We start from the raw sequence: 24790 nt of genomic DNA on the forward strand, positions 1-24790 counted from the left end.
CGTCTCCTACTTCTTCATTTTAGGGTCCAGCGCGTCACGCAAACCGTCGCCAATCAGGTTAATCGCTACAACGGTAATGAGAATACACATTCCCGGTGGGACCCATATCCAAGGCCGTTTGCGGAAGTCAATCAGGTTATTCGCAGCTGATATCATGTTTCCCCACGAAGGTGTGGGCGGCACAACGCCAATCCCCAAGTAACTGAGCGCAGATTCTGTAATAATCGCACCCGCTACTCCAAGCGTAGCCGTAACAATAATGGTAGGAATCGTGTTCGGCAGCAAATGTCGGAATATTTTGCGGCGGTCTCTCAAACCTAGCGCTTCCGTCGCCTGCATAAACTCCTGTTCACGCAGCGTAAGAATCTGCCCCCTGACCAGACGGGACAAGCTCGTCCAGCTCAGAATCCCGATAATGAGCATCAGAAAATAAATGCGATTCGACGGATCGACCTTCAAATCCGACAGAACAGCACCTAAAATAATAAGCAGCGGTAATGTAGGGAGTGCCATGAAAATATCGGCAATCCGCATAATAACCGTATCCACGCCTTTACGATAAAACCCTGCCAGCGCACCCAACGTCGCCCCGATCATGACCGAAATAAACGTGGCAACTAGCCCCACCGTCAAGGAAATACGGCCGGCCAGCATCGTACGCAGCAAAATATCTCTACCAAACTTATCCGTCCCAAGCCAGTACTTAGCATTAGGCGATAAATTTTTGTCAGCTAGCTTGTAATCATCTAAATGATAAGGTGAAATCATCGGTCCAAAACTACAAATGGTAACCATCAGAATTAATATAACGAGACCAGCCAAAGCCAGACGGTTTTGGTTAAAACGGCGAACGGCGATTCTCCATGGAGACGCTTCAGGACGGATCGCCGCCTTTTGATTCGTTTCAATCGTGACTGTTTCTGCGGACAATAGTATCCCTCCTACTTCAAGCGAATTCTTGGATCTGCCATGCCATACAATACATCAGAGAGCAAATTACCGATAAGCGTAAGTACCGCTAAGAAAATCGTGAAGCCCAACATAAACGGATAATCCCGCATACTGATCGACTCCAGATAGACCTGACCCACACCCGGCCACACAAATACCTTCTCCAGAATCATCGCTCCACCAAATAAGGCCGGAAGCTCGAAGCCGAGTAGTGTGATGGCTGGAATCAGTGCATTGCGCAGTGCGTGCTTGAAAATAACCGTACGTTCCTTCAGGCCTTTGGCGCGTGCGGTACGAATGTAATCCTGACGAATGACCTCCAACATGCCTGTACGGAAGTACCGGGTCAGGCTTCCTGTGCTCAGCATCGTAAGTACGAGTGTCGGCAGGAACATATGCTTGAGGACATCTACCATATAAGCCCATGAACCTGGCTCCATCCCTGCTGTGGTCATGCCCCCAACCGGGAGAATTCCCCACTCCAGGGCAAATATTTTGATGACCAATAGACCAATAAAAAATGAAGGCAGCGACATACATAAGAAAATGAATAATGTGACAAACTTATCGAATAACGAATATTGAAACTTGGCTGAAAATACTCCTGCAATAACCGCAATCAACCAGCTAAATATAAGACTAAAAAAAGCGATAATAAATGAGTTCCATACATAATTGCCAATGACCTTCGTTACCGGCTGCTTATGCTGTAATGAATCCCCCATATTCCCCTTTAACATATTACCGGCCCATATAAAATAGCGTTGGTATTCCGGTTTATCCAGCCCGTAGATATGTCGTAGCTGCTGCGCCTTTTCGGCCGTCATATTCGGGTTCTGCTTGGCTGTAATATAATCACCCGGCACCATGGCTGAAATCGCAAATACGATAATGGATATGCCAATAAGTGTGGGGATGAGTTGCAGCAGTCTTCGAATAATGTACTGCTTCATATTCATTCCTCCAGACGAATAAAGTGATATGCCCAGCTCGTGAGAGCTGAGCATACGATTGGCAACCCTTATTGAGCGATCTGAGCGTTATGCAGAGTGAACTCAAAATCTTTGTATGGTGTAATTTCCAAGCCGGTTACACGTCCATTAACTGGCCACATATCTCTGCGTTGGTACATAAAAATAGTTGGCAGATCCTTGTTCAACTCTTGATAGAGTTGTTTATAAATCTGTTTGCGTTTCTCTTGATCCAGCTCATGCTTACCAGCAAGCGTTAGTTCATCGACCTTCTTATTGGAATATCCGATATCATTTTGTGCACCATTCGTAATAAAAGTCGTTGTATCCGGGTCTGGAGTTAAGCCCCAAGCCGCGAAGAACATATCAAACTTGCCTGTGTCCTTTTTATCCATAATGGCGTTAAAATCTAAAGTTTCGGAAGTCAGCTTGATGCCTAGCTCCTTATAGTTATTGGACATGATCGGTAGCAAGGCCTCTACTACTGGATTATCAGCGGTCGCAGAGAAGTTGATGGTCAGCTTTTCTCCATCCTTTTCACGAATTCCGTCAGCACCAACCTTCCAGCCTGCCTCATCCAGCAAGGCCTTCGCCTTAGCTGTATCAAATTCGTATTTGTTGATACCTTCATCCGTATAAGACCAGGATTCTGTAGATTGTGGAATGTTAATAACATTCGCATATGGACCATACACGCCCTGCACAATCTCCTTGCGGTTTAACCCAATAGTTAAAGCCTGACGTACTTTAGGGTCCTGAAATTTCTTTTCCTTATGATTAAACGCAATGTATCCATAGCCGTTTGTCGGCATAATATTCACGTCCAAGAAGCCCAACGCCTTTAATTCCTCTACATTGTCTTCCGTAACTGTGATGTTGTCCATGTCCGTTTCACCTGTTTGCAGCATAGACAGGTTCGTTTCTTCTGTTGTTGTTTTAAAAATAACTGATTTCACCTTAGGTGCGCCTTTAAAGTAGTTTGGATTCGCATCCAATACGACTTGTTGACCTGGGGAGAAGCTCTTCAGTACATACTGACCAGAGCCGATCGGCTTATTATTAAGCGCCTTGATGCTGTCCAGGCTACCTTTTTTAAATCCTTTTCCGTAATAAGCTTCTGGCATAAAGTATTGCTCACCCAGAAAATCCTTCGTATACGCTGTTGCTTCTGTAACGGTGACCTCTACTGTATTATCATCAATGACCTTGATCCCCGAGATATCATTTGCTTTTCCATCGTGATATTCTTTACCGCCTTTAATCTTAAAAGACAATACATCGGTTTCTCCATCATAATTCGGATCATGCAGCACTTTGAGTACAAAAGCATAATCCTTCACGGTTACTGGAGTACCGTCACTATACTTCACACCTGGTTTCAGATGGAATGTGTATTTTAGACCATCCGGCGATACATCAACCTTTTCAGCCAAACTATTTTCATATGTACCATCCGCCTTCACCTGTAAGAAGGAATCAAATACTGTTCTGACTACATATAAATCGTAAGTCGTTTGCCAGAATAGCGGGTTGAATACCCCTTTAGGTGATGTCATACCTACTACAATGTTATCTTTCCGATTAGTCGCTCCCGAAGGGTTTTGCGACAGATCAGTTGCTTTAATAACGCCCTCCGTAACAGGTGCACTTGCTTCATTTCCCTCTGTTTTATTGCCCGCATTGCCTTGCTGTGGCTGTGCCTCATTGGCACCTCCGCTACATCCTGCAAACAGAACACCAACGATCGTAAGCATCATAAGCAAAGAAACCCATTTCTTCGTCTGCATCATCCTGTTAATCCCCCTTAGTCGGTTCTTTATTTAACAGCCTGTCTCATTCCTGCGGTGATTCGTTAAAGCTTGAGGTTTGAAAATGAAGTTTGCACATCCTCCTTACTATCTTTAATAGCGTAAACACGTGTTTTAGACCTCTGGTCAATTTTGTGCGTTAACAACCATTACATTTTTATTAAGGTTTATCTTAAGTGTAAAATAATATCACGTCAATATCTTTTTTTATGTAATATAAAAATGCAAAATATCTATTTATGTAAACTTTATGAATTTTACTTGTGGAAAATGACAAAAACTAAGATTACATGTAATATAAAATAACATTCCGGAAGACCGAAATGTTTACTCTGGCGAGTCGAGGAGCTTGCAATTTCACAAGCCATTAAAAGGTATACTATGGTTTATGGGTAAACATGGATTGTATTATTAGTAAGTTACAATAGATGGCACTTGTTGTCAATATAAAAGATCACAAAAAAAGACATTCCCGGGATCGGGAACGTCTCTTTTTTTCCACTCACTACTATTCAGTAGTGTAAGGAAGCAATGCGATTTGACGGGAACGTTTAACAGCGATTGTCAACATACGTTGATATTTCGCGCTTGTTCCAGTCACACGACGAGGAAGAATTTTTCCACGTTCGCTGATGAATTTTTTAAGCAGGTCTGTATCTTTATAGTCAATGTGAGTAATTTTGTTCACAGTGAAGAAACATACTTTACGACGTTTGTTGCGACCACCACGACGAGCTGGTCTTTTGTTATCGTCTCCGCCTTCTCTTTGTCTGAAGCCCATTCTTTGTCAGTCCTTTCCCAATTAAAATGGTAAATCATCATCCGAAATATCGATCGGTTTTCCGTCATCGGAAAAAGGATCCTGATTGTTTCGCGAGTTATTATTCCCGCGTCCACTATTGCTGTTACCGCCTCCGAAAGGAGACTCCTCACGCGCAGCTCCACCGCTATTGCCGCCACCGTTACCGCCATCGCGGTTAGATTCCAAGAAACGCACATTATCAGCTACAATTTCAGTCACGTATACACGTTTTCCTTCATTGTTCTCATAATTACGCACCTGGACACGGCCTTCAACAGCCGTTAAACGACCTTTGCGAAGATAGTTAGCGCATGTTTCAGCAAGCTGACGCCAGGTTACGATCGGCAAGAAATCCGCTTCCCGTTCGCCGCCTTGACTCGTAAACGGACGGTCTACAGCCAGGGTGAACTGGGTTACTGCTACACCAGACGGTGTATAGCGCAGCTCTGGATCTTTGGTCAAACGACCGATCAGAATGACACGGTTCAACAATCCAATCCCCTCCTTTGAGCGTTGTTCATTACATAATCACGTACAATAATTAAGCTACGTCGTTCGTAATGAGATAACGAATTACTTCGTCAGAAATTTTCATGATACGCTCAAGCTCAGTAACAACAGCAGGTTCTGCTGTGAAGTTTACCAGAACGAAAGAACCATCACGGAATTTCTTGATCTCATACGCAAGACGGCGTTTAGTTACATCGTGACTCGTAATTTCGCCACCGCCGTTAGAGATGATACCTTGGAATTTATCGACTGTCGCTTGAACAGCTTCTTGTTCAATGTCAGGACGAATAATATACATCGCTTCATATTTGCGCATTCTTTACACCTCCTTATGGACATAAGGCCCTCAATCTCAGTTGAGAGCAAGGAACGAGCCTAAGCTCGCACTAAAACAGTTTACCAAATCGAGCAACTGAATGCAACCTACAAATTCAATACACAAGCCTAACACGGCTAAATACACTGCATATCATTAGCTTTATACAATTTTATAAAACATCAAAAATTTCGCATATATAAAGGAAATCATTTGATTCACTCACTATCTGTATACCCGATTTCGCATGTTTCTGTTCAAGACAGCGCACAATAACCGTTGCAGTTCAAAATCATTTATCTAAGGAGGTAACACGGTATGGGTGAAAAGACTGAGTTCGAACCAGGGGATAAGGTCCCAAACGACGGCGTATACATGGAGGTCGGAGAAAAGAGCTTCCATACTGAAATCCAAAACCCCCAGCAAGTAACGCTGGAAAGAGGCGATTCTTTTCCCGAGACCGCCAACCATAATCGCAAATGGAAGAAAAAAACGAAAGCTCGTGTCCACTAATGTATATTTCCTCGGAATCCTGGCCATATTATGATTAGGCGATACAACAGAGAGGTGTGGTTCCGTTGGATGACGTAGCCGGACAAACTGTTAGGAGATCCATTCCGGGCATTAGAAGCGTTAGGTTTGTGTAAAAGGACACTGTCTTTTCAACACGGTATTGCTTGTCAGTACACCGAGTTTCATGATGTGATTGGACAGATCGTATCCTGTTAAAAATGTATCGCCTACGATGGAGGACCTTTGTGGTCCTCCTTTGTTGCATTATCGGACTTTTTGCATATCCTGGTAAAATGCAGATTAATTCAGCTCCTTCTGCTAGAATATATCCAAGTACAAAGACCTACTATCTACGGAGGTTTAAAGATGAGCTATTCTCGAATATTAAAGTGGATATCAGGTATATTCGAATTGGTGCTTGCCGTACCGATTGTGGGGGGAGCTATTGTCATGGGGACCGGCTACTCGGCTCTGGGATTTATGCTTGTCCTGCACGCAGTAACACTTATCCTGTCGTTACGCAATCAGGAAGCGATCTACGGCTCCGTATGGGGAGTACTCACTTCTTTGCTGGCCTGGATACCCTTTGTAGGCTGGGCTCTCCATTTGATTGCAGCGATCCTTCTGATGATCTCTGGCTCAAAAAAAACAAAACGCTATCATTACCCGCCTAACCAGCTATAACAAAAGAGTGCTCCTAACGGCAATAATTTCCCCGCTGTCAGGAGCATTTTTTTGCTATAACGCCTTATTCATTACCCAATAGATTTGTAATCGTTTCTTCCATCTTACCCTCATGGTTTATCTTAGTGCTTTTCACTTTATCACAGTCTGTTGACCTTTTATTCCACAAACAAAAAATCCCCTACATCACAGACGTAAGAGATTGGTTTATTTAATGAAGTTAGTGGCGGAAAGAGTGGGAGTCGAACCCACGCACGCCTTGCGACGCCTAACTGATTTCGAGTCAGCCCCCTTAGACCTCTTGGGTACCTTTCCGCAGCAAGGATAATTATATCATCATTGCAACTGTGACGCAAGCTGATTCTGGTTCATCGCCATTCATCTTTCTTGGCTCAATTTGCTTCTGTGTTTTGCTCGTCGGCATTAGCCTTTGATCGCAGCACTTTCTTCATATTCTTTTCGAACTTGGCACGTGGAATCAGCACACTATGCTGGCAACCGACACATTTGATTCGAATATCCATCCCCATGCGGATAATTTCCATTTCATTCGTTCCACACGGATGAGGCTTCTTCATCTGTACAATGTCCCCTAGTTCAAATGACTTACGCTCCACCCTTCTCTCCCCCTTTTCTTCCTTGTTCATCTTCTTTTTCTAGGGTTATCGCTGTCTCCAAAGCGGCCTGACGATGTTCCTCATCCTCTAGGGCCTTCTTGATGTTATTCTGAATATCACGCTCTACCACGGCCCCTGTATTCGGCATACATTCTGCCACAACACGCACAATATACTCTGAGGTAGTCATGGACTGAACCCCTAATACATCCGGTATATTAAGTATCTGTACATTGGACTCTTCAATACCTTGGATTGCCTGTTTTACCAAACCAACTGCTTCCTCCAGGCTACGCTCGGCCTTCATTGGCACATCCACTACCGCTAACGCGTTGGACATAGAGAAGTTCGTTACCGTTGTAATTGAGCCGTTTGGTAAAATGTACACCTCACCTTTCCAGCTCACCAGTCTGGTTGTACGCAGCCCGATCATTTCTACTGTACCCTTGAAAGTACCTGTCTGAATGACATCTCCTACGGCAAATTGATCTTCAAAAATAATAAAGAATCCGGTAATTACATCCTTAACCAAACTCTGTGCCCCAAAACCAACAGCCAATCCAAGCACTCCAGCTCCAGCAATCAGAGGGCCGAGATTAATACCCATTTGCGATAGCACCAGCATAATCAAAATGAAATTAAATACAATATTGGTTACATTTTTCAACAGTTCCCCAACAGTCGTTAACCGTCTTGTATTCAATCGGAACCTGCCGTTATCTCCCTTTTGTTGCATCGACTTATCTATTATTTTATTAATAACTCGAATAAAGATACGTGTGATGATAAAAATAATCGCTATTTTCAAAATCACAAACAAAAGGGTCGACCACATCGTACTATCAGTGAGCCATTTCCATACAGCATCCTTCCATTGAATCGCATCTTTCACTACGTCATCCGTACCTACATTACCGGCCAACCAATGTATTAAGGTCATGCTGTACTCCTCCTTAAACAAGGGAACTACTCTTCCTGCTTCCCGAATTCTATTTCCTACTATATAAGCTTATCTACTGACTTCAAACATATGGCTATGAATAATCTACTTCCTTCGAGTATAAAAGCACAAGTTTATCCATATACTAGCTACTATCTTGAGCATAAATGTTACCCGCAGGCTAATTGTTATTCTCCAAGGTACAGCGAGCGTAACCCGCACACTCCATTACAGAGCGAAAGGAAGATTCCATGACTCATTCATCTGACTTCATTCCGGGGCAAGAACCCCTAAGCCTAAAAATATCACACACAGACCCCGGGATCCAATCAGCCATCATCCATCGTCTGCTGTTCCATCTGCACCAGGCGCCGAGTCTGCAAAATATCGTCATTATTTGCATCGGCACCGACCGTTCCACTGGAGATTGCCTGGGTCCGCTCGTAGGTACGCATTTAGCACGCTACAAAAGCCCTCTGTTTAACCTATACGGTACATTAGAAGAGCCTGTACATGCCATGAACCTGCAAACGACGCTGAACGGCATACAAGACCGGTATGAACAGCCTTATATCATTGGTATAGATGCATGTCTTGGACAAACCTCCAGTGTTGGATGCATTCAGGTTTCAGAAGGCCCTCTCAAGCCGGGAGCAGGTGTAAATAAAGAATTACCGCCGGTCGGCGATATCCATTTGACTGGTATCGTTAACGTCGGCGGCTTCATGGAATACTTCGTGCTACAAAATACAAGACTAAATTTGGTAATGAAATTATCAGATATCATTGCTGGTAGCCTATACTCCGCGATTAAGGAGTGGCATTACCGTTCTGTCCTGCTTGCTGCGCAAGAGTAACGGCTTCTTTCTCTTCAGGTGATAAGGAATAGGTGGATTGTCCCGCTTCTAGAGGCTTGGCATACACATATGAACCATCTCGGTTATAAATGCCGGTTAATACCATACCATCCTGATTGTCGTCTACAATAGCCAGAGAGAAGCTTAAATCACTTCCTCTCTCACCAAAGGCATTATAGCGTTTAATGCCTATATGTCCCTTCAAGCCAGTCAGTTTGCTGCGTAGTGATTTCATACTTGCACGATGGGTTTCCTGCTCATCCTCAATCGTATCCATCTGTACCTTCAAATCAATCAGCAGCGTTTCCAAATTCTCGACACCGCTGCCTGCCATCATGGTTTCATACTTTCGCCGCATCTTCTTCAGCTTTGCACCCTGCACGATAATAACAATCAACAGGATGAGCAAAATAAGCACGATCCCTGCAACGATTCCGGCAAGCTGTTCCATGATTAGTCCATTCAATTCAGCCATATGCTTGCTTCTACTCCTCTACCTCAAAAATCATGTACCTGCATACTTATATTTTATACGTTTGAGAACAGCGAAACAAATAACACAAGGCTATTAGTTTATCCATCAAAACCATTCTAATTCCTGCAATTCCAGACAAAGCAAAGACATATCTCACTTTCCATTTTGCTCAAGGAGACATGTCCATATTTCAACAAACTACTGTAATAGCTCCAGTAATCTTTCCAAATCCTGCTGGCTGTAATAATTTAATTCAATTTTGCCTTTATCCTTATTGTGCTTGATCTTTACAGTTGTTTTAAAGCGTTCACGCAGGGACTCTTCCATATGGTCAATATAGGGGTCCTTTTTTCGTACCTTTGCTTTGGCTTTCGCCTCACCAGGTTTATGATCCAACTGCTGTACAGCTTCCTCCAGTTCGCGAACACTCCACTGCTGTTCAATACATTGCTGTGCTAACTGTTTCACCATGTCTGGATCTTTGAGTCCAACAATAGCCCTAGCGTGTCCCATAGACAATGTTCCACGTGAAACATGATCTTTAACTTCTTCAGGCAATGCGAGCAAACGAAGGAAATTGGCAATATGAGAACGTGATTTTCCCACTTTCATGGACAACTCTTCCTGAGTTAAAGAAAATTGATCCATTAATCCCTGATAAGCTACTGCTACTTCCATAGCATTCAAATTCTCACGCTGCAAATTCTCAATCAGGGCAATTTCCATCACCTGCTGATCCGTAAAATTGCGAACAACTACAGGTATAGTCGGATTCCCACAAAATTGAGACGCCCGAAACCGCCTTTCCCCGGCTATGATTTCATATCCTCGCAATACACTACGTGCAATAATAGGTTGGATAACACCGTGCTGACGAATAGACTCGGCTAATTCCTTAATGGACTCTTCATCAAACGTTTTTCGAGGTTGGTACGGGTTTGCACGCAACTGGCTGAGCGGAATGTCAACAACCTTATCTTCTTCATTGACCATAAGGGAGGGAATGAGTGCATCAAGTCCTTTTCCCAACCGTTTACTCATAAGATACCACTTCCTTTGCCAACTCAATATATACCTCTGCCCCACGGGAACGGGGATCATACGTAATAATGGACTGGCCATGTGATGGTGCTTCGCTGAGTCTCACATTGCGTGGAATAATCGTCTGATAAACCTTGCTTTGAAAATACTTTTTCACTTCTTCAATCACCTGAATACCCAAGTTCGTGCGGGCATCAAACATGGTTAACAACACACCTTCAATTTGCAGTGAGGTGTTCAGGTGTTTTTGCACTAATCGCACGGTATTCAACAACTGACTTAATCCTTCTAATGCGTAATATTCACACTGGATTGGAATAATGACTGAATCGGAAGCCGTCAATGAATTAAGCGTCAAAATACCCAGCGATGGCGGGCAATCAATTAATATATAATCATAATTATGCTTAACGAGTTGAAGCGATCTTTTTAATCTCAATTCGCGAGAAATGGTCGGCACCAGTTCAATTTCCGCGCCTGCTAACTGAATGGTTGCCGGAATAATATCTAATCCCTCAACCTGTGTACTCATAATAGCTTCGCTAGGATCAACCTCGTTAATGAGTACATCATAAATGCAATTTGCCACGTCCGCCTTATTGATACCCACACCGCTGGTTGTATTACCTTGCGGGTCGATATCCACGAGCAATACCCTTTTGCCGAGGGAAGCAAGTCCGGCGCCCAAATTAACGGAAGTAGTTGTTTTGCCTACTCCGCCCTTTTGATTGGCTACGGCTATTATTTTTGACACTTCATTCACCTCATAATTTAATCGGAATCCTGCTACACTCCATAGCTACAAAACATTCTATGGAGACGTTACTTAGTCCTTAACTTACGGATAACGGCAATTTCAGAATAGAATTGAGTATGCTGCGGTTTTATTCGGCGTTAGACAGAAAAAGCGGCAATTGCTGCCGCCTGTACGCTTCATCCCTTACTTACGTTTGGGAATTTGAATGACAATCTCATAGTGATCCTCATGATCAGATTCCTTGGTCTTGATATCCAAGCCTGAGCCAGACACCATATCAATGGATTGACGAATCGTATTCAGCGCAAGCCGGACATCCTTGGTAAAGGAAATCCGCTTCGATTTCTTATTGGTGGATACTTGTTTATAAAAGGCAACTCGTGCCTCTGTCTGCTTCACATTGAGTTCCTTGGAAATGACTTCATCTAAAACCTTGTACTGTAGTTCTTCAGTCTCTAATGACAATAATGCACGAGCATGACGCTCGGACACCTTCCGTTCCATTAGAGCCTCTTTCACTCTCTCCGGCAGATGAAGCAGCCGTATCTTGTTAGCAATAGTGGATTGGCTTTTGCCAAGTCGTTGAGCGAGGCTTTCCTGGGTGAGCTGATGTAGATCAATCAGCTTTTGGTAAGCTACAGCCTCTTCAATCGCAGTTAACCCTTCCCGTTGAAGATTTTCAATCAACGCGATGGATGCAGCTTGTGAATCATTAAACTCACGAACAATGGCTGGAATAGTTTCCATACCCAGCTTGGTGACAGCTCTCCAACGACGTTCCCCTGCTATAATCTCATATTGTCCATTACGGAAACGAACGACAATCGGTTGAATTACACCATGCGTCTTAATGGTCTGGCATAGCTCATCAATCTTCTCGTCGTCAAATATGGTACGGGGCTGATAAGGACTGCTGACAATATCCCGAACTGGAATTTGTTTTATTTCGTCCCCAGTAGATCGCTCCGTCAAACCAAATAGCTTGGAAAATTGTTCTTTCATTCCGTATAATACCACCTAATTTCATAATAGCACCATACTAACAGCGCTTCGTGAAAAACAGTTCCTTACGCGGATCGTAGACCCTTTTATATGAAACAGCGCCGTAAGCGGGTACACTCCACGTACACCCCTGACATTTGTTGTCCCACTGCCCTATATGTATATCTGAATTCATGGGTACGGGAGCAGTCAACTTACATTAAAACGATTATCTCTATTCTATCACTTTTCCAGCCATAATCCTATCGTCTCTATCAGCTTTTCGGAAGGATCAGATAATAAATTATGCATCCTCTTTGACAACTATCTATCCATCTTCTTCCCCCATGTAAACAAGAACGCATGTTAGCAAAGTGTCTTTTATGTAAAGAGTCTGTCAGCCATAAAAAAAGTGAATGTTTCACGTGAAACATTCACTTTCTTTCAAACAATTACACTAACGGCGTCTTCAAAGGAGTACCCGGCTTACGTGGATATTTCCGTGGTGTAGCCGCTCTTTTTTCAATAATAATCATATGTCTGGCTGCATCTTCAACAGGTAGCTGGAAAGCCTGAACATGTTTGATTTTTCCCTTTAGCTCTTTCAAACTGTAGGAAGCTTCCTTGATTTCCTCCGTAGGATCACTACCCTTCATCGCGGCAAAGTGTCCCCCTTCACGGACAAACGGCAAACAAAATTCATTCAATACGGTGAGACGAGCAACCGCTCTGGCTGTCACTAGATCATAGCTATCGCGGTATCCTGGTTTACGCCCCAATTCCTCTGCCCTGCTGTGAATCAGTTCAACATTTTCCAAACCCAACTGCTCTACTACATGGGCCAAGAATTGTATACGTTTGTTCAATGAATCTACAATAGTCAACTGAATCTGCGGAAAGCATATTTTCAAAGGAATGCCTGGAAAACCTGCACCTGATCCAATATCAGCCAAGCTTCCCACATCATTTAACGGAACATAAAAGGCCAGGGAAAGAGAATCATAAAAATGCTTGGTGTACACTGCATCGCGCTCAGTAATACCCGTCAGGTTCATTTTTTCATTCCACTCAACCAGCACACGGTAATATGTTTCAAACTGCTCTAACTGACTGTCATTAATTACAATACTATGCTCTGCCAGCCGCTGCTTAAATTGCTGTTGTATCGCGTCCATTATGATCCCCTTGCTGCCGTTACGCGGTTATAATGCTCCAGATAAACCAGCAAAATGGAAATATCCGCAGGAGTTACACCCGAAATACGGGATGCTTGGCCAATCGACATCGGACGGATCTTTTCAAGCTTCTGCTTGGCTTCAATGGCCAGTCCTTGAACTTCATTGTATACAATATCCTCTGGGAGCTTCTTCTTCTCCATCTTTTGCAGACGCTCCACATGCATCAATTGCTTCTCAATGTAGCCCGCATACTTAATCTGGATTTCCACCTGCTCCTGTTCTTCCTCAGTAAGAGCTATAGGTGAAGGTGAGATTTGTGCTACTTGCGCATAACTGATCTCTGGTCGACGTAGCACCGTTAACAAATTACTGCCATCCTGTATTGGTGCAGATCCGCCTTGCTCCAGCATCTCATTTATATCAACCGGACGAACCTTCGCCAAGCGCAAACGCTCAATCTCTTGCTCTACCTTTTGCTTTTTATCCAAAAAGCGCTCGTATCGTTCATCCGTAATTAGGCCAATATCATGCCCGATCGGAGTCAATCGCAGGTCCGCATTATCATGACGCAATAACAGACGGTATTCTGCACGCGACGTCAGCAGACGATAAGGCTCATTCGTCCCCTTCGTCACCAAATCATCGATCAGAACCCCAATGTAGCCTTGCGAACGGTCCAATACGACGGGTTCTTTGCCCTGCACCTTACGAGCTGCGTTAATCCCTGCCATAATTCCTTGGCCCGCAGCTTCTTCATAACCAGAGGTACCGTTAATTTGACCTGCTGTGAACAAGCCAGGAACTTTCTTCGTTTCCAAAGTAGGCCATAACTGCGTAGGTACCATTGCATCATATTCAATAGCATAGCCATTGCGCATCATCTCTACCTTTTCCATCCCCGGAATCGAACGCAGCACAGCTAATTGCACATCCTCTGGTAAGCTGGTCGACAAGCCTTGAACATAGTATTCAGATGTGTTTTTACCTTCAGGCTCCAAAAAGATTTGGTGCTTAGGCTTATCACTGAAACGTACCACTTTATCTTCAATAGATGGGCAATAACGTGGTCCCGTTCCTTCAATCAGACCAGAGAACATGGGTGCACGGTGCAAGTTATCATTAATAATCTGATGCGTTTCTACTGAAGTATATGTCAGCCAGCAAGGAAGCTGTTCATTATCCGAAGACTTCGTTTCATAGGAAAAGAACTTCGGTTGATCATCACCCGGTTGTATTTCCGTTTTGCTAAAATCAATCGTGTCCTTGTGTACACGTGGTGGCGTTCCTGTCTTAAATCGAACCAGATCAAAACCCAGTTCTCTCAAATGCTCAGACAATCTCAACGAAGGCTGTTGATTGTTCGGACCACTCTCATACATCAGCTCGCCCATAATGATTTTTCCCCGCAGATAAGTGCCTGTGGTTAGGACAACTGCTTTACTTCGATACTCTGTGCCCGTCTTCGTAATTACACCTACGCAATGGCCGTCTTCCATAATCAGCTCTTCCACCATACCTTGGCGTAAGGTTAGATTCGGTTCCTTTTCCATCGTTTCCTTCATCGCATGCTGATAAGAAAACTTGTCTGCTTGTGCACGCAATGCATGAACCGCCGGACCCTTACCAGTATTTAACATTCTCATTTGGATAAATGTCTTATCAATATTCCGACCCATTTCGCCGCCCAGTGCATCAATTTCTCGCACCACATGCCCTTTTGCAGGACCGCCAATAGACGGGTTGCAGGGCATGAACGCGACCATATCCAGGTTAATTGTGATCATCAATGTGCGGCAGCCCATCCGTGCTGCTGCCAAGGCTGATTCTACGCCCGCATGGCCCGCGCCTACGACAATTACGTCATAGTCGCCTCCTTGGTAACCCATACCTTTCTTACCTCCTTATACATTCCGGTCTTCACGCCGAATATGCTCTTGTATATCTATAACGATAGCAGGCTTATATCAGCCATGCTTGAATGTTCTATTTGCCCAGACAAAATTGTGAAAATATTTGATCTATCAACGCATCATGCGCAGTATCGCCTACAATCTCGCCCAAATGCTCCCATGCCAGCCTTACATCAATCTGGATCATGTCGATCGGAACAAATTGATCAGCGGCTTCATAGGCATCTACCAGCGATTGGCGCGCCTTCTTCAACAAAGCAATATGCCGTACGTTGCTGACATATGTCATATCCGCTGATTCCAGCTTGCCGCTAAAGAATAACTTGGATATCGCCTGCTCCAGTCGGTCCGCTCCCTCATTTTCCTTCACAGACATCGGTACGATAAGCTCTTCGGGAACATAACGCAGCAACAAATCCCGGTCTACTTGGGCCGGTAAGTCCATTTTATTCATAATGACAATCGCTTGTCTACCGCGGATTTGTTCCATTAATGCCATTTCATCCTCATGCAGTGGTTCGTTGGCGTTAATGACGATGAGCAGCAGATCCGCTTCACTAACCGCCGTTCTCGAACGTTCTACTCCGATCCGTTCCACTACATCCATCGTTTCACGAATCCCTGCTGTATCCAGCAACTTGAGCGGAATACTATTAAGCGTCACATATTCCTCAATAACGTCACGAGTTGTGCCCGGAATATCGGTCACAATGGCCCGCTCGCCCTGAGCCAATGTGTTCAGCAGTGACGATTTGCCCACATTTGGCCTTCCAACAATCGCTGTGGTCAGCCCTTCGCGCAAAATCTTTCCCTGCTCCGCCGTATGCAGCAGCCGATCAATTTCCGTCATAACCTGACTGCTTTTATCCTTGATTAAGTCAGATGTAAAAGATTCAACATCATGCTCAGGATAATCAATGTTCACTTCAATATGAGCAAGTGTCTCCACCAAGACATGACGCAGACGACGAATATTCTGGGACAGTTGTCCATCTACCTGCTTCAAAGCCACCGAAAAAGCTTTATCTGATTTGGAGCGGATTAAGTCAATGACGCCCTCTGCCTGACTCAGATCAATACGACCATTCAGAAAAGCACGTTTCGTAAATTCACCTGGCTCAGCCAGACGTATATTTTGCAGCAATAGTAAATCCATCACCCGTTTGACGGCTACGACCCCGCCATGAGTGCTGATTTCTACGACATCTTCTGTCGTAAAAGAGCGTGGCGCCCGCATCACTGTAACTAAAACTTCCTCCACCTTTTCCTGGCTTTGAGGATCTATAATATGTCCATAATGTACTGTGTGAGTTGGAGCCTTGCTTAGAGGTGTTTTACTACGGAACAAAGCCTCCACTTCTGTGACCGCTTCTGGACCGCTGACTCGTACAACCGCAATGCCGCCCTCGCCGACAGCCGTTGCAATGGCAGCTATAGTATCACTCAGCATAAAGTTTCTACCTCCTATCAAGTAGAAACGACATTGCCGTCCTTCATCAAGGACGGCAGCCGTTTCAGCGAGAATTATAAGAAAAAAAGCAATGGCTTCTGCATCTTGCAGAGAGCCATTGCGTCGGATTATTTTTTAGCAATGATGACGCGCCGATTGGGCTCGTCCCCCTTGCTGTATGTTCTAACCAGCGCATGCTGTTGGAGCTTGGCATGAATCAGCTTCCGCTCCTGTGACGGCATTGGCTCCAGTACCACTTCCTTGCCATAACGAATAGCCTGGTTCGCCAACCGATCTGCCAAATCTTCCAGCGTTTTTTGCCGACGTGCACGGAATTGCTCGGCATCCAGCACAATTCGGATGAACTTGTCAGAATGACGGTTGGCAACGATATTCGTCAGGTACTGCAATGCATCCAACGTCTGTCCTCTGCGGCCGATCAACATACCGAGCGACGGACCGGAGATATCCAGTGTACTTTCATCCTTGCGGTGGCGGACATCGACTTTAACGTCCAGTCCCATTCCTGCTGCTGTTTCACGGATAAAACGCACCGCCTCTTCATAAGGATCTATATGTCCCGAGGGTGCTTCCGTGTTCATCTGTGCTTCCTGTGCAACAGGCCTAGTTTCTTTTGATAAAGCCTGTCCCACGCTAGAAGGTGCTTGAGCCGATATATGAAGTTCAGCCGCGTGTGTGGTTTCAGGAGACGGCTCAGAGAGCAGCGTAAGCTCCACCTTCGCCTTCTTGACCCCGAGCCACCCCAGGAATCCTTTTGACGGCTGTTCCAACACGCTTACGGTTACCCGTTCACGGCTTACTCCCAGCTGGGAGAGTCCTTGTCTTACAGCATCTTCAACGGTTTTTCCTGATGTCACGACTTTGGTCATCTCGACTTTTTAGCCCCCTTCGTGTTTTTACCACCTTTTTTCTTACTATTGGAGGAACCAGTTTTCGCGAGACTGGCTGTTTTCACACTCGCCAGTGCTGCTTCTTTATCCTTATTCCGATAAAGGAAATAGTTTTGAATGATCGTGTAAATATTACTGTAGAACCAGTATAACGGCAAAGCGGATGGGAAGTTGTACGACATGAACAGAATCAGCACCGGATAGACGTACAGCAAAAATTGCATCGGTCCCTGCTGCGGCGTCGGATTCATTTTCATCATCATCCAAGTTTGGACAAATGTCGTAATCGCTGCCAAAATCGGCAGGATAAACAAGTGATCCGGTTTACCTAACTGGAGCCACAAGAAGTCATGATCCCGCAATGCTGAGTTATAATAAATGGCATTATAAAGCGCGATGAAAATTGGCATCTGTACTACCAAAGGAAGACAGCCAGCCATCGGGTTGACCTTGTTTTCCTGGAACAACTTCATCGTCTCTTGCTGGACCTTTTCAGGCGTATCCTTGTACTTCGCTTGGATTTCTTTTAATTGCGGCTGAATGGCCTGCATAGCTTTGGAACTACGTACTTGCTTGAGTGTAAGCGGCAAAATAATGGTTCGCACGATAATCACCAGAATCAGTACGGCCAGGCCATACTCTCCAGAGAACCATTGGGCAAATGTATCTAGCGCATACGAAAACCAGTAAACGACATATCTTTGCCAAAACGATCCATTGGCCAAGTCTGCCGTCGTGTAAGAATTGTGGGCCGTCTGGGCACATCCGGACAGCACAGCAACAAGTGCCAATAAGGCAATCAGGAGGAACCATTTTCCCCGTTGAGTCTTCAAACGCGACACTTCATAACCCCTTTCTTAACCAATCCATTCCAACGTAAATCATACCATATCCTGTAGGACAAAGATACTGACTATCGGCGTGAAGACTTGAGCAGCGAGGCTTTGCGTAGAACGTGCAGCACGCTTTTCTCCAGCTCTTGATACGACATTGTAACCGCACCTTTACGAACGATAAAAATCAGGTCAATCTGCTCCACCAATTCATGCTCATGATGGCGCACAATTTCCTTAACGATTCTACGCATCCGGTTGCGAACCACTGCATTGCCGATCTTCTTGCTGGCCGAAATTCCGACGCGGAACTGCTCTACCTCTCTGCGGCGGAACCAGTACACCACAAACTGATGGTTGGCAAAAGATTTGCCATGGCGGTATACGCGCCCAAAGTCCGCCCGGTTTCGTAGACGCAATTTTTTTTGCACGGCGCTTCTCCTTGCTCATCTCTTTTACACATGTCGGTAAGCTTACCTTTACCTTTTATATAGTAAGAAGTATGGACAACATTCCAACATGGTAATCTCGCTTATTTTATATCCGTTTTTAAAAGCTTCATCTAATATAGGACAGGATGCTGGACTTCTCCCTCTACTTTCGCTACATTTTTACAACAATAGAAGAAGGGGGCCGATCCCTGAATACCTCAATTATGAAAAAAAAGACCACCGTAGTGGTCTTTATGCACGCATTACGCACTCAATACTTTTCTACCTTTTTGGCGACGAGCTGCCAAAACTTTACGGCCATTCTTCGTGCTCATTCTTTTACGGAAGCCGTGAACTTTTTTACGTTTGCTGACATTCGGTCTGAAAGTCGGTCTCATTGTGCTGCACCTCCTTACAAGGAATACGTTTTATATGGAATATACCTAACGTAGCAATCTCCACAAAAAACACCTTTGTACATTTAACCACAAATAGCGGCCAAAGTCAATGTACTTGTGAATCCTCTCCCTCTTTTTCGAATCAGGAAGCCTCCTCCCCTTCCCCCGCTCACTCACTTCACTCTTTTATTCCCTTATTTCATAAAATTTCTTTCGCCTCTCCTCCGTTATCAGCATTCTATTTGTAGTTTTCACTCCTCCAAAAACTGCTCTTTTTACATTTCTTCATTCTGTGACTTGAATCCATCCTATTTTCAGATCGACGTTATCGGGTTCGTTCAAAAATAATGTCGGAAACGTTACCGGAAATTTTCAACAGAAAAATAAGCCTCTGTGACCAAAAGGCAACAGCTGTTATACACAGATCCCCAAAAAGAACTGAATTGTGATTTAAATGGTCATAACCTGTGCATAACATTTTAGAGTAAAAAAGAGTTATTGTCGAAAACTGAACAAATTATAAACAATATCTTGTGTTGTGAATAAAAATTGTACACAACAGATTGAATTTGTGGATAAATAACCACCAGTCATTGAAATACAAGGCTTCTTTTGCTATGATGATATTACTTTTGAATGTGAATATGTTGTTTTACCCTCCATATTATCAACACCCTGTGGATAAAGTTGTGAACAAGTTCAATTTATCCATCTTTTTATTTTTGTGCGGATTTGGGATTCTGGGGATATATTCTACATTTTTCATTTGATTTCGACATATTGCAGTCCCGTTTTGGCCTGCGGGATCAAGAGAACGGATCGTGCCGCACATTCCCTCCTGAGAAATATCGCCTCTCTTCTGCTGATCAGCAGCGGAATTTCCATTAGCTATTTTTCAGGGTCATTTTGTGCTGCGTTCTCTCACCACACTGCCGCATGATTTAGGCGGCGGTATGTCTTTTTATGGCCTTCAACAACATTTTTGGGATTTTAGGCGTTTTGCCGAAGCGCCGAGAGCAGCTCTCTGCAGCTTAATTCGGTAAAATGTCAGGATTTAAAAGGAGTGACGTCTGTGGACAGCCATACCTCTGAACTATGGCAGCAAATTCTATCCATTATACAAACCAAGCTGAGTAAGCCGAGTTACGACACTTGGTTTAAGGCTACCAAGGCAGCGAAACTAAATGACCACTCCATTGTGATTTCTGCACCGACAACTTTTGCCGTGGAATGGCTTGAAAGCCGCTATACCAAGCTAGTCGGAGCAACGGTTTATGAAATTTTGGGCAAACAGCTAGAGGTCAAGTTCGTTATTGAAGAGAACAAGCCCGCCGAGGTCGACCTTCAGCAACAACCTCAGCAGCAGCCGGTCGTTCATGAAGAAGCTGTGTCCCATATGCTGAATCCCAAATATACATTCGATACATTCGTCATCGGATCGGGGAACCGTTTTGCCCATGCGGCATCGCTGGCCGTCGCCGAGGCGCCGGCCAAAGCTTACAATCCGCTGTTTTTATACGGTGGTGTGGGGCTGGGAAAAACGCATCTGATGCACGCTATCGGGCACTATATTTTGGAGCACAATCCGACCAGCAAGGTCGTTTATTTATCGTCGGAGAAGTTTACGAATGAATTCATTAATGCCATCCGGGACAACCGCGGGGAAAGTTTCCGGAATAAATATCGCAACATTGATATTTTGCTCATTGATGATATTCAATTCATTGCGGGCAAGGAATCGACGCAGGAGGAATTTTTCCACACGTTTAACGCGCTTCATGAGGAACGCAAGCAGATTATAATCTCAAGCGATCGGCCGCCTAAAGAAATTCCAACGCTGGAAGAACGGCTGCGCTCTCGCTTCGAGTGGGGACTTATTACGGATATTCAGCCGCCGGATCTGGAGACGAGAATTGCTATTCTTCGGAAAAAGGCGCGGGCGGAAAACCTGGATATTCCCAATGAGGCCATGATGTATATCGCTAATCAAATTGATACGAACATCCGTGAGCTGGAAGGGGCGCTAATACGCGTTGTCGCCTATTCTTCCTTAACAAATCAGGATGTAACAAGTCATCTTGCGGCTGAAGCGTTGAAGGACATTATCCCGTCCAGCCGTCCAAAAATGATCACGATTCAGGATATACAGCATCAAGTCGGGGAATTTTACAATCTACGGCTGGAGGATTTTAAAGCGCGTAAGCGGACGAAGGCTGTAGCTTTTCCACGGCAAATTGCCATGTACCTGTCTCGTGAGCTAACCGACTATTCTTTGCCGAAAATCGGCGAAGCTTTCGGTGGGCGTGATCATACGACTGTCATTCATGCGCACGAAAAAATCTCCAAATCCATTCAAGTGGATCAGGATCTGTTTAAAGTTATCAACAACCTAATAGAAAAAATCAAAAATCCAACCTGAACAAGTTCAGAGCCTATACACAATTTATACACATGTGGATAGGCTTGATTTTATTAGGGTTACAGTGACTTATCCACATATTCAGTGCGCCTATTACTATTACTAATATATTTTAAAGATATACATCACCTAAATAAGGCCCGCGTCAACGCGTGCTTGAAGGATTAAAACCCGTAGGAGGAACTTATGAAGATCAGCATTCTGAAAAACGTTTTGAACGAGGCTATACAACATGTATCCAAAGCGATATCAAGTCGGACTACGATTCCAATTCTGAGCGGTATTAAGCTGGATGTGAATCACCAGGGAGTAACGCTGACCGCCAGCGATACAGACATCTCCATTCAATCCTTTATTCCGATGGAGGATGGTGACCAAACTGTTGTTCAGGTTGAACAACCCGGTAGTGTTGTGCTGCCAGCCAAATTCTTTGTCGAAATTATCAAAAAGTTGCCGTCTCAGGAGATCCGTATGGAGGTAAAAGACCAATTCCAAACCTTTATCTCGTCCGGTGCAACTGAAATTCAGATTGTTGGCTTGGACCCTGAAGAATTCCCGGTGCTTCCCAACATTGAAGAAAATCAAGTCATCTCTGTGCCAGGAGATTTACTTAAAAATATGATTAAACAGACGGTGTTCTCCATTTCCACCCACGAAACGACACCGATTTTAACCGGCGTGTTGTGGAATCTGGCTGAGGGGGAACTGAAGTTTGTGGCAACGGACCGCCACCGCCTTGCCACCCGCAGCGCTCATTTGGAGACGTCTGAAGGCTTGCGCTTTAGCAATGTTGTCATTGCGGGCAAAACGCTAAATGAGCTGAGCAGAATTATTCCAGACCAAAATATGCTTGTGGATATCGTAGTAGCGGACAATCAGGTATTATTCAAAGTAGATCGGGTGCTATTTTATTCCCGCATCTTGGACGGCACCTATCCTGATACTTCTAGAATTATTCCGACCTCCTACAAAACAGAACTGATTGTGGATACAAAAAGTTTAAGTGAGTCAATTGACCGTGCTTATTTGCTGTCCCGTGAGGAAAAAACGAATATTGTAAAAATGCAGTCGCTGGAAAATGGCGGCTTGGAAATTTCCTCTAGTTCCTCTGAGCTTGGCAAAGTGCGTGAGGAAGTAACTGTGTCCAAATTTGAGGGAGAGCCGCTCAAAATTTCGTTCAACTCCAAATACATGCTCGACGTGCTCAAGGTGATTGACAGCGAGCAGCTGACGATTGCTTTTACCGGCATTATGAGTCCCATTATTTTAAAACCGGCAGATTCCAGCAATGCGCTGTATATCATCCTGCCATATCGCACAACCAACTGACGTTTAGCTTTAACCCACCCGAGGACAAGCGAAAGGATGAACAAGCCTTGAAACAGATATCTATACAGACCGAATACATCAAGCTCGATCAATTTTTAAAATTAGCCGATTGTGTATCCACAGGAGGCATGGCTAAAGCCCTGCTGCAAGAGGGACAAGTCCGTGTGAATGGTGAACCGGAAGAACGTCGTGGAAGAAAACTGTACCCGGGTGATACCGTAGAAGTAGAGGACAACGGAAGTTTCGAAGTTACAGCAGGAGCATGATCGCCTGGGTGGCAAGGACTCCTTTTAGGTACGGAGTAACAAGGGGGACCCTATGTGTTTGTGAACAACATTGTTTTGCAGCAGTACCGGAACTATGAACAGCTGGAGCTGAATGAATTTGGTCCCGTTAATTTGCTAATCGGACAAAATGCGCAGGGCAAAACGAATCTGGTAGAGGCGATTTTTGTACTGGCTTTAACCAAAAGTCATCGAACGTCCCGCGATAAGGAGTTAATCTCCTTCGGGGCTACTTCCACTCACCTGGCTGCGGATGTGGATAAAAAATACGGGAAAATCAGACTGGATCTCGCGTTATCCACACAAGGCAAAAAAGCAAAGATCAACGGACTGGAGCAGCGAAAACTGAGCGATTTTATCGGTTCGTTAAATGTGGTCATGTTTGCACCTGAGGATCTCGAAATCGTCAAAGGAACACCGGGGGTTCGCCGCCGGTTTCTTGACATGGAAATTGGACAGGTTGCGCCAGGATATCTGTATCATTTGCAGCAATACCAGAAAGTATTGGTGCAGCGAAATAACCTGCTCAAGCAAGCTTGGGGTAAGGATATGGCTTCAGTGCAGCTGATGCTGGAGGTTTGGAATGAGCAACTTGTTGAGCATGGTGTTAAAATTGTTAAAAAGCGGAAACAATTTATAACAAAGCTACAAAAGTGGGCTCAGGCCATTCATGAAGGGATTGCAGGTGGGACAGAAGAGTTAAAATTAACCTATGTTCCCTCCTTCAGTGAGCCAGAGGAAGAAGATGAAGCTGTCTTATTGGAGCGATTTATGATAAAGTTATCCCAAATGAGGGAACAGGAAATCCGCCGTGGCATGACTTTGGCGGGACCCCATCGTGATGATTTGGCCTTTGCCATTAACGGCAGAGAAGTGCATACGTATGGCTCGCAGGGGCAGCAGCGGACGACGGCCCTGTCCTTGAAGCTGGCCGAAATAGAGTTAATTCATGAAGAAATTGGTGAATATCCTGTCCTGCTGCTGGATGATGTTTTGTCCGAGCTGGACCCCTATCGTCAGACTCAGCTGATCGAGACTTTCCAAAGCAAGGTACAGACCTTTATCACGGCAACCGGGGTTGAGACTTTGAACGCAGAACGACTCAAGGATGCCAATATTTATCACGTCCACGACGGGCATGTGGAACACTAAGGAGTGAGTGACCGCTATGTATATTCATCTGGGTGGAGAAAAAATCATCCGCTCTTCAGAGCTTGTGGCTATTTTCGATATCTCGATTGAAAAATCCTCTAAAATCTCCAAGCAATACGTGAACCACGCCCAACAGCAGAAGCATGTCGAGATGATTGGCGAAGAGGAAGCCAAGTCCATCGTAGTGACTCAGAATACGGTGTATTATTCCCCCATCTCCTCAACAACACTCAAAAAGCGGGCAAACCAGTTTGTTGCCAATGCTTAACCAT

Annotated in this window: 27 protein-coding genes and 1 tRNA gene; 8 read left to right on the plus strand and 20 right to left on the minus strand. The window is 44.6% G+C overall.

Features of this window, described 5'->3' with window-relative positions; translation table 11 throughout:
* Positions 1 to 6: 6 nt before the first annotated feature.
* From opp4C to rpsF, 6 genes are all read right to left on the minus strand, one after another.
* Positions 7 to 930, minus strand: a complete 924-nt coding sequence (gene opp4C / locus NLX73_RS13030; RefSeq protein ID WP_039272121.1) for an oligopeptide ABC transporter permease — start codon at positions 928 to 930, stop codon at positions 7 to 9.
* Between the two features lie 11 nt (positions 931 to 941).
* Complete coding sequence (locus tag NLX73_RS13035; protein ID WP_061830440.1) at positions 942 to 1904, minus strand: ABC transporter permease; 963 nt, start codon at positions 1902 to 1904, stop codon at positions 942 to 944.
* A gap of 68 nt (positions 1905 to 1972) precedes the next feature.
* Positions 1973 to 3712, minus strand: coding sequence for an ABC transporter substrate-binding protein (locus NLX73_RS13040; RefSeq protein WP_254326377.1), 1740 nt, complete (start codon positions 3710 to 3712; stop codon positions 1973 to 1975).
* A gap of 526 nt (positions 3713 to 4238) precedes the next feature.
* Positions 4239 to 4511: a 30S ribosomal protein S18 gene (rpsR, locus tag NLX73_RS13045; RefSeq protein ID WP_013312800.1), complete on the minus strand. Its 273-nt coding sequence runs from the start codon at positions 4509 to 4511 to the stop codon at positions 4239 to 4241.
* A gap of 21 nt (positions 4512 to 4532) precedes the next feature.
* Positions 4533 to 5024: a single-stranded DNA-binding protein gene (gene ssb / locus NLX73_RS13050; RefSeq protein ID WP_013312801.1), complete on the minus strand. Its 492-nt coding sequence runs from the start codon at positions 5022 to 5024 to the stop codon at positions 4533 to 4535.
* 49 nt (positions 5025 to 5073) lie between these two features.
* Complete coding sequence (gene rpsF / locus NLX73_RS13055) at positions 5074 to 5358, minus strand: 30S ribosomal protein S6 (RefSeq protein ID WP_013312802.1); 285 nt, start codon at positions 5356 to 5358, stop codon at positions 5074 to 5076.
* A 318-nt stretch (positions 5359 to 5676) separates the two neighbouring features.
* On the opposite strand from rpsF, the gene NLX73_RS13060 reads away from it, so the two are divergent.
* The gene (locus NLX73_RS13060) at positions 5677 to 5871 is read left to right on the plus strand and encodes a YjzC family protein (RefSeq protein ID WP_013312803.1); all 195 of its coding nucleotides are present in this window, start codon (positions 5677 to 5679) and stop codon (positions 5869 to 5871) included.
* Between the two features lie 366 nt (positions 5872 to 6237).
* Positions 6238 to 6555, plus strand: coding sequence for a hypothetical protein (locus tag NLX73_RS13065; RefSeq protein WP_013312804.1), 318 nt, complete (start codon positions 6238 to 6240; stop codon positions 6553 to 6555).
* Between the two features lie 224 nt (positions 6556 to 6779).
* Here the strand turns inward: NLX73_RS13065 and NLX73_RS13070 are convergent.
* From NLX73_RS13070 to NLX73_RS13080, 3 genes are all read right to left on the minus strand, one after another.
* Positions 6780 to 6870: transfer RNA gene (locus NLX73_RS13070), tRNA-Ser, on the minus strand.
* A 77-nt stretch (positions 6871 to 6947) separates the two neighbouring features.
* Positions 6948 to 7172 (minus strand): DUF951 domain-containing protein, encoded by a 225-nt coding sequence (locus NLX73_RS13075; RefSeq protein ID WP_025723137.1) that lies wholly within the window; start codon positions 7170 to 7172, stop codon positions 6948 to 6950.
* The gene (locus NLX73_RS13080) at positions 7162 to 8112 is read right to left on the minus strand and encodes a mechanosensitive ion channel family protein (protein ID WP_235306825.1); all 951 of its coding nucleotides are present in this window, start codon (positions 8110 to 8112) and stop codon (positions 7162 to 7164) included. The genes NLX73_RS13075 and NLX73_RS13080 overlap by 11 nt, the downstream gene beginning before the upstream one ends.
* A gap of 251 nt (positions 8113 to 8363) precedes the next feature.
* Between NLX73_RS13080 and yyaC the strand changes: the two genes are divergently transcribed.
* A complete protein-coding gene (yyaC, locus tag NLX73_RS13085; protein WP_254326378.1) occupies positions 8364 to 8969 on the plus strand; it encodes a spore protease YyaC in 606 nt (201 codons plus the stop codon).
* On the opposite strand, the gene NLX73_RS13090 is transcribed toward yyaC, so the two are convergent.
* From NLX73_RS13090 to rpmH, 11 genes are all read right to left on the minus strand, one after another.
* Positions 8923 to 9444, minus strand: a complete 522-nt coding sequence (locus tag NLX73_RS13090; RefSeq protein WP_013312808.1) for a DUF4446 family protein — start codon at positions 9442 to 9444, stop codon at positions 8923 to 8925. The genes yyaC and NLX73_RS13090 overlap by 47 nt on opposite strands.
* Before the next feature lie 198 nt (positions 9445 to 9642).
* Positions 9643 to 10485 carry a ParB/RepB/Spo0J family partition protein gene (locus NLX73_RS13095; RefSeq protein ID WP_039272130.1) on the minus strand — a complete coding sequence of 281 codons (843 nt, stop codon included), beginning with the start codon at positions 10483 to 10485 and terminating at the stop codon, positions 9643 to 9645.
* The gene (locus tag NLX73_RS13100; protein ID WP_013312810.1) at positions 10478 to 11239 is read right to left on the minus strand and encodes a ParA family protein; all 762 of its coding nucleotides are present in this window, start codon (positions 11237 to 11239) and stop codon (positions 10478 to 10480) included. Before NLX73_RS13100 ends, NLX73_RS13095 begins: the two co-directional genes overlap by 8 nt.
* 186 nt (positions 11240 to 11425) lie before the next feature.
* Positions 11426 to 12244: a nucleoid occlusion protein gene (gene noc, locus NLX73_RS13105; protein ID WP_068939317.1), complete on the minus strand. Its 819-nt coding sequence runs from the start codon at positions 12242 to 12244 to the stop codon at positions 11426 to 11428.
* Positions 12245 to 12675: 431 nt separating this feature from the next.
* Complete coding sequence (gene rsmG / locus NLX73_RS13110) at positions 12676 to 13398, minus strand: 16S rRNA (guanine(527)-N(7))-methyltransferase RsmG (RefSeq protein WP_254326379.1); 723 nt, start codon at positions 13396 to 13398, stop codon at positions 12676 to 12678.
* On the minus strand, positions 13398 to 15287 hold the full coding sequence (gene mnmG, locus NLX73_RS13115; protein ID WP_103049706.1) for a tRNA uridine-5-carboxymethylaminomethyl(34) synthesis enzyme MnmG: 1890 nt from the start codon (positions 15285 to 15287) through the stop codon (positions 13398 to 13400). Before mnmG ends, rsmG begins: the two co-directional genes overlap by 1 nt.
* Positions 15288 to 15384: 97 nt before the next feature.
* Complete coding sequence (gene mnmE, locus NLX73_RS13120) at positions 15385 to 16761, minus strand: tRNA uridine-5-carboxymethylaminomethyl(34) synthesis GTPase MnmE (RefSeq protein ID WP_254326380.1); 1377 nt, start codon at positions 16759 to 16761, stop codon at positions 15385 to 15387.
* Between the two features lie 128 nt (positions 16762 to 16889).
* Positions 16890 to 17651, minus strand: coding sequence for an RNA-binding cell elongation regulator Jag/EloR (gene jag, locus NLX73_RS13125; RefSeq protein ID WP_254326381.1), 762 nt, complete (start codon positions 17649 to 17651; stop codon positions 16890 to 16892).
* Positions 17648 to 18514, minus strand: coding sequence for a YidC/Oxa1 family membrane protein insertase (locus tag NLX73_RS13130; protein WP_254326382.1), 867 nt, complete (start codon positions 18512 to 18514; stop codon positions 17648 to 17650). The genes jag and NLX73_RS13130 overlap by 4 nt, the downstream gene beginning before the upstream one ends.
* A 71-nt stretch (positions 18515 to 18585) precedes the next feature.
* Entirely contained in the window at positions 18586 to 18936 is a 351-nt protein-coding gene (gene rnpA / locus NLX73_RS13135) for a ribonuclease P protein component (RefSeq protein WP_013312817.1), read from the minus strand.
* A 263-nt stretch (positions 18937 to 19199) separates the two neighbouring features.
* A complete protein-coding gene (rpmH, locus tag NLX73_RS13140) occupies positions 19200 to 19334 on the minus strand; it encodes a 50S ribosomal protein L34 (protein WP_007433250.1) in 135 nt (44 codons plus the stop codon).
* Positions 19335 to 20406: 1072 nt separating this feature from the next.
* On the opposite strand from rpmH, the gene dnaA reads away from it, so the two are divergent.
* From dnaA to remB, 5 genes are all read left to right on the plus strand, one after another.
* Positions 20407 to 21753 (plus strand): chromosomal replication initiator protein DnaA, encoded by a 1347-nt coding sequence (dnaA, locus tag NLX73_RS13145; protein ID WP_103049703.1) that lies wholly within the window; start codon positions 20407 to 20409, stop codon positions 21751 to 21753.
* A gap of 186 nt (positions 21754 to 21939) precedes the next feature.
* On the plus strand, positions 21940 to 23082 hold the full coding sequence (dnaN, locus tag NLX73_RS13150; RefSeq protein WP_029518977.1) for a DNA polymerase III subunit beta: 1143 nt from the start codon (positions 21940 to 21942) through the stop codon (positions 23080 to 23082).
* Between the two features lie 47 nt (positions 23083 to 23129).
* Positions 23130 to 23348 (plus strand): S4 domain-containing protein YaaA, encoded by a 219-nt coding sequence (yaaA, locus tag NLX73_RS13155; RefSeq protein ID WP_023986416.1) that lies wholly within the window; start codon positions 23130 to 23132, stop codon positions 23346 to 23348.
* Between the two features lie 54 nt (positions 23349 to 23402).
* On the plus strand, positions 23403 to 24518 hold the full coding sequence (gene recF, locus NLX73_RS13160) for a DNA replication/repair protein RecF (protein ID WP_013308098.1): 1116 nt from the start codon (positions 23403 to 23405) through the stop codon (positions 24516 to 24518).
* A gap of 16 nt (positions 24519 to 24534) precedes the next feature.
* A complete protein-coding gene (gene remB, locus NLX73_RS13165) occupies positions 24535 to 24786 on the plus strand; it encodes an extracellular matrix regulator RemB (protein ID WP_007433255.1) in 252 nt (83 codons plus the stop codon).
* The last annotated feature ends 4 nt before the right edge of the window (positions 24787 to 24790 follow it).

This window comes from Paenibacillus sp. CH40 (assembly GCF_024213605.1).
GTDB classification, from domain to species: Bacteria; Bacillota; Bacilli; order Paenibacillales; family Paenibacillaceae; genus Paenibacillus; species Paenibacillus polymyxa_B.

Coding starts and splice junctions, on each gene's coding strand:
- yyaC (WP_254326378.1), top strand. CDS start 8,364: ATGACTCATTCATCTGACTTCATTCCGGGGCAAGAACCCCTAAGCCTA.
- rpmH (WP_007433250.1), bottom strand. CDS start 19,334: ATGAGACCGACTTTCAGACCGAATGTCAGCAAACGTAAAAAAGTTCAC.
- mnmE (WP_254326380.1), bottom strand. CDS start 16,761: ATGCTGAGTGATACTATAGCTGCCATTGCAACGGCTGTCGGCGAGGGC.
- rpsF (WP_013312802.1), bottom strand. CDS start 5,358: ATGCGCAAATATGAAGCGATGTATATTATTCGTCCTGACATTGAACAA.
- NLX73_RS13090 (WP_013312808.1), bottom strand. CDS start 9,444: ATGGCTGAATTGAATGGACTAATCATGGAACAGCTTGCCGGAATCGTT.
- rpsR (WP_013312800.1), bottom strand. CDS start 4,511: ATGGGCTTCAGACAAAGAGAAGGCGGAGACGATAACAAAAGACCAGCT.
- mnmG (WP_103049706.1), bottom strand. CDS start 15,287: ATGGGTTACCAAGGAGGCGACTATGACGTAATTGTCGTAGGCGCGGGC.
- dnaN (WP_029518977.1), top strand. CDS start 21,940: ATGAAGATCAGCATTCTGAAAAACGTTTTGAACGAGGCTATACAACAT.
- NLX73_RS13060 (WP_013312803.1), top strand. CDS start 5,677: ATGGGTGAAAAGACTGAGTTCGAACCAGGGGATAAGGTCCCAAACGAC.
- NLX73_RS13035 (WP_061830440.1), bottom strand. CDS start 1,904: ATGAAGCAGTACATTATTCGAAGACTGCTGCAACTCATCCCCACACTT.
- NLX73_RS13040 (WP_254326377.1), bottom strand. CDS start 3,712: ATGATGCAGACGAAGAAATGGGTTTCTTTGCTTATGATGCTTACGATC.
- rsmG (WP_254326379.1), bottom strand. CDS start 13,398: ATGGACGCGATACAACAGCAATTTAAGCAGCGGCTGGCAGAGCATAGT.
- NLX73_RS13080 (WP_235306825.1), bottom strand. CDS start 8,112: ATGACCTTAATACATTGGTTGGCCGGTAATGTAGGTACGGATGACGTA.
- NLX73_RS13065 (WP_013312804.1), top strand. CDS start 6,238: ATGAGCTATTCTCGAATATTAAAGTGGATATCAGGTATATTCGAATTG.
- noc (WP_068939317.1), bottom strand. CDS start 12,244: ATGAAAGAACAATTTTCCAAGCTATTTGGTTTGACGGAGCGATCTACT.
- jag (WP_254326381.1), bottom strand. CDS start 17,651: ATGACCAAAGTCGTGACATCAGGAAAAACCGTTGAAGATGCTGTAAGA.
- remB (WP_007433255.1), top strand. CDS start 24,535: ATGTATATTCATCTGGGTGGAGAAAAAATCATCCGCTCTTCAGAGCTT.
- NLX73_RS13095 (WP_039272130.1), bottom strand. CDS start 10,485: ATGAGTAAACGGTTGGGAAAAGGACTTGATGCACTCATTCCCTCCCTT.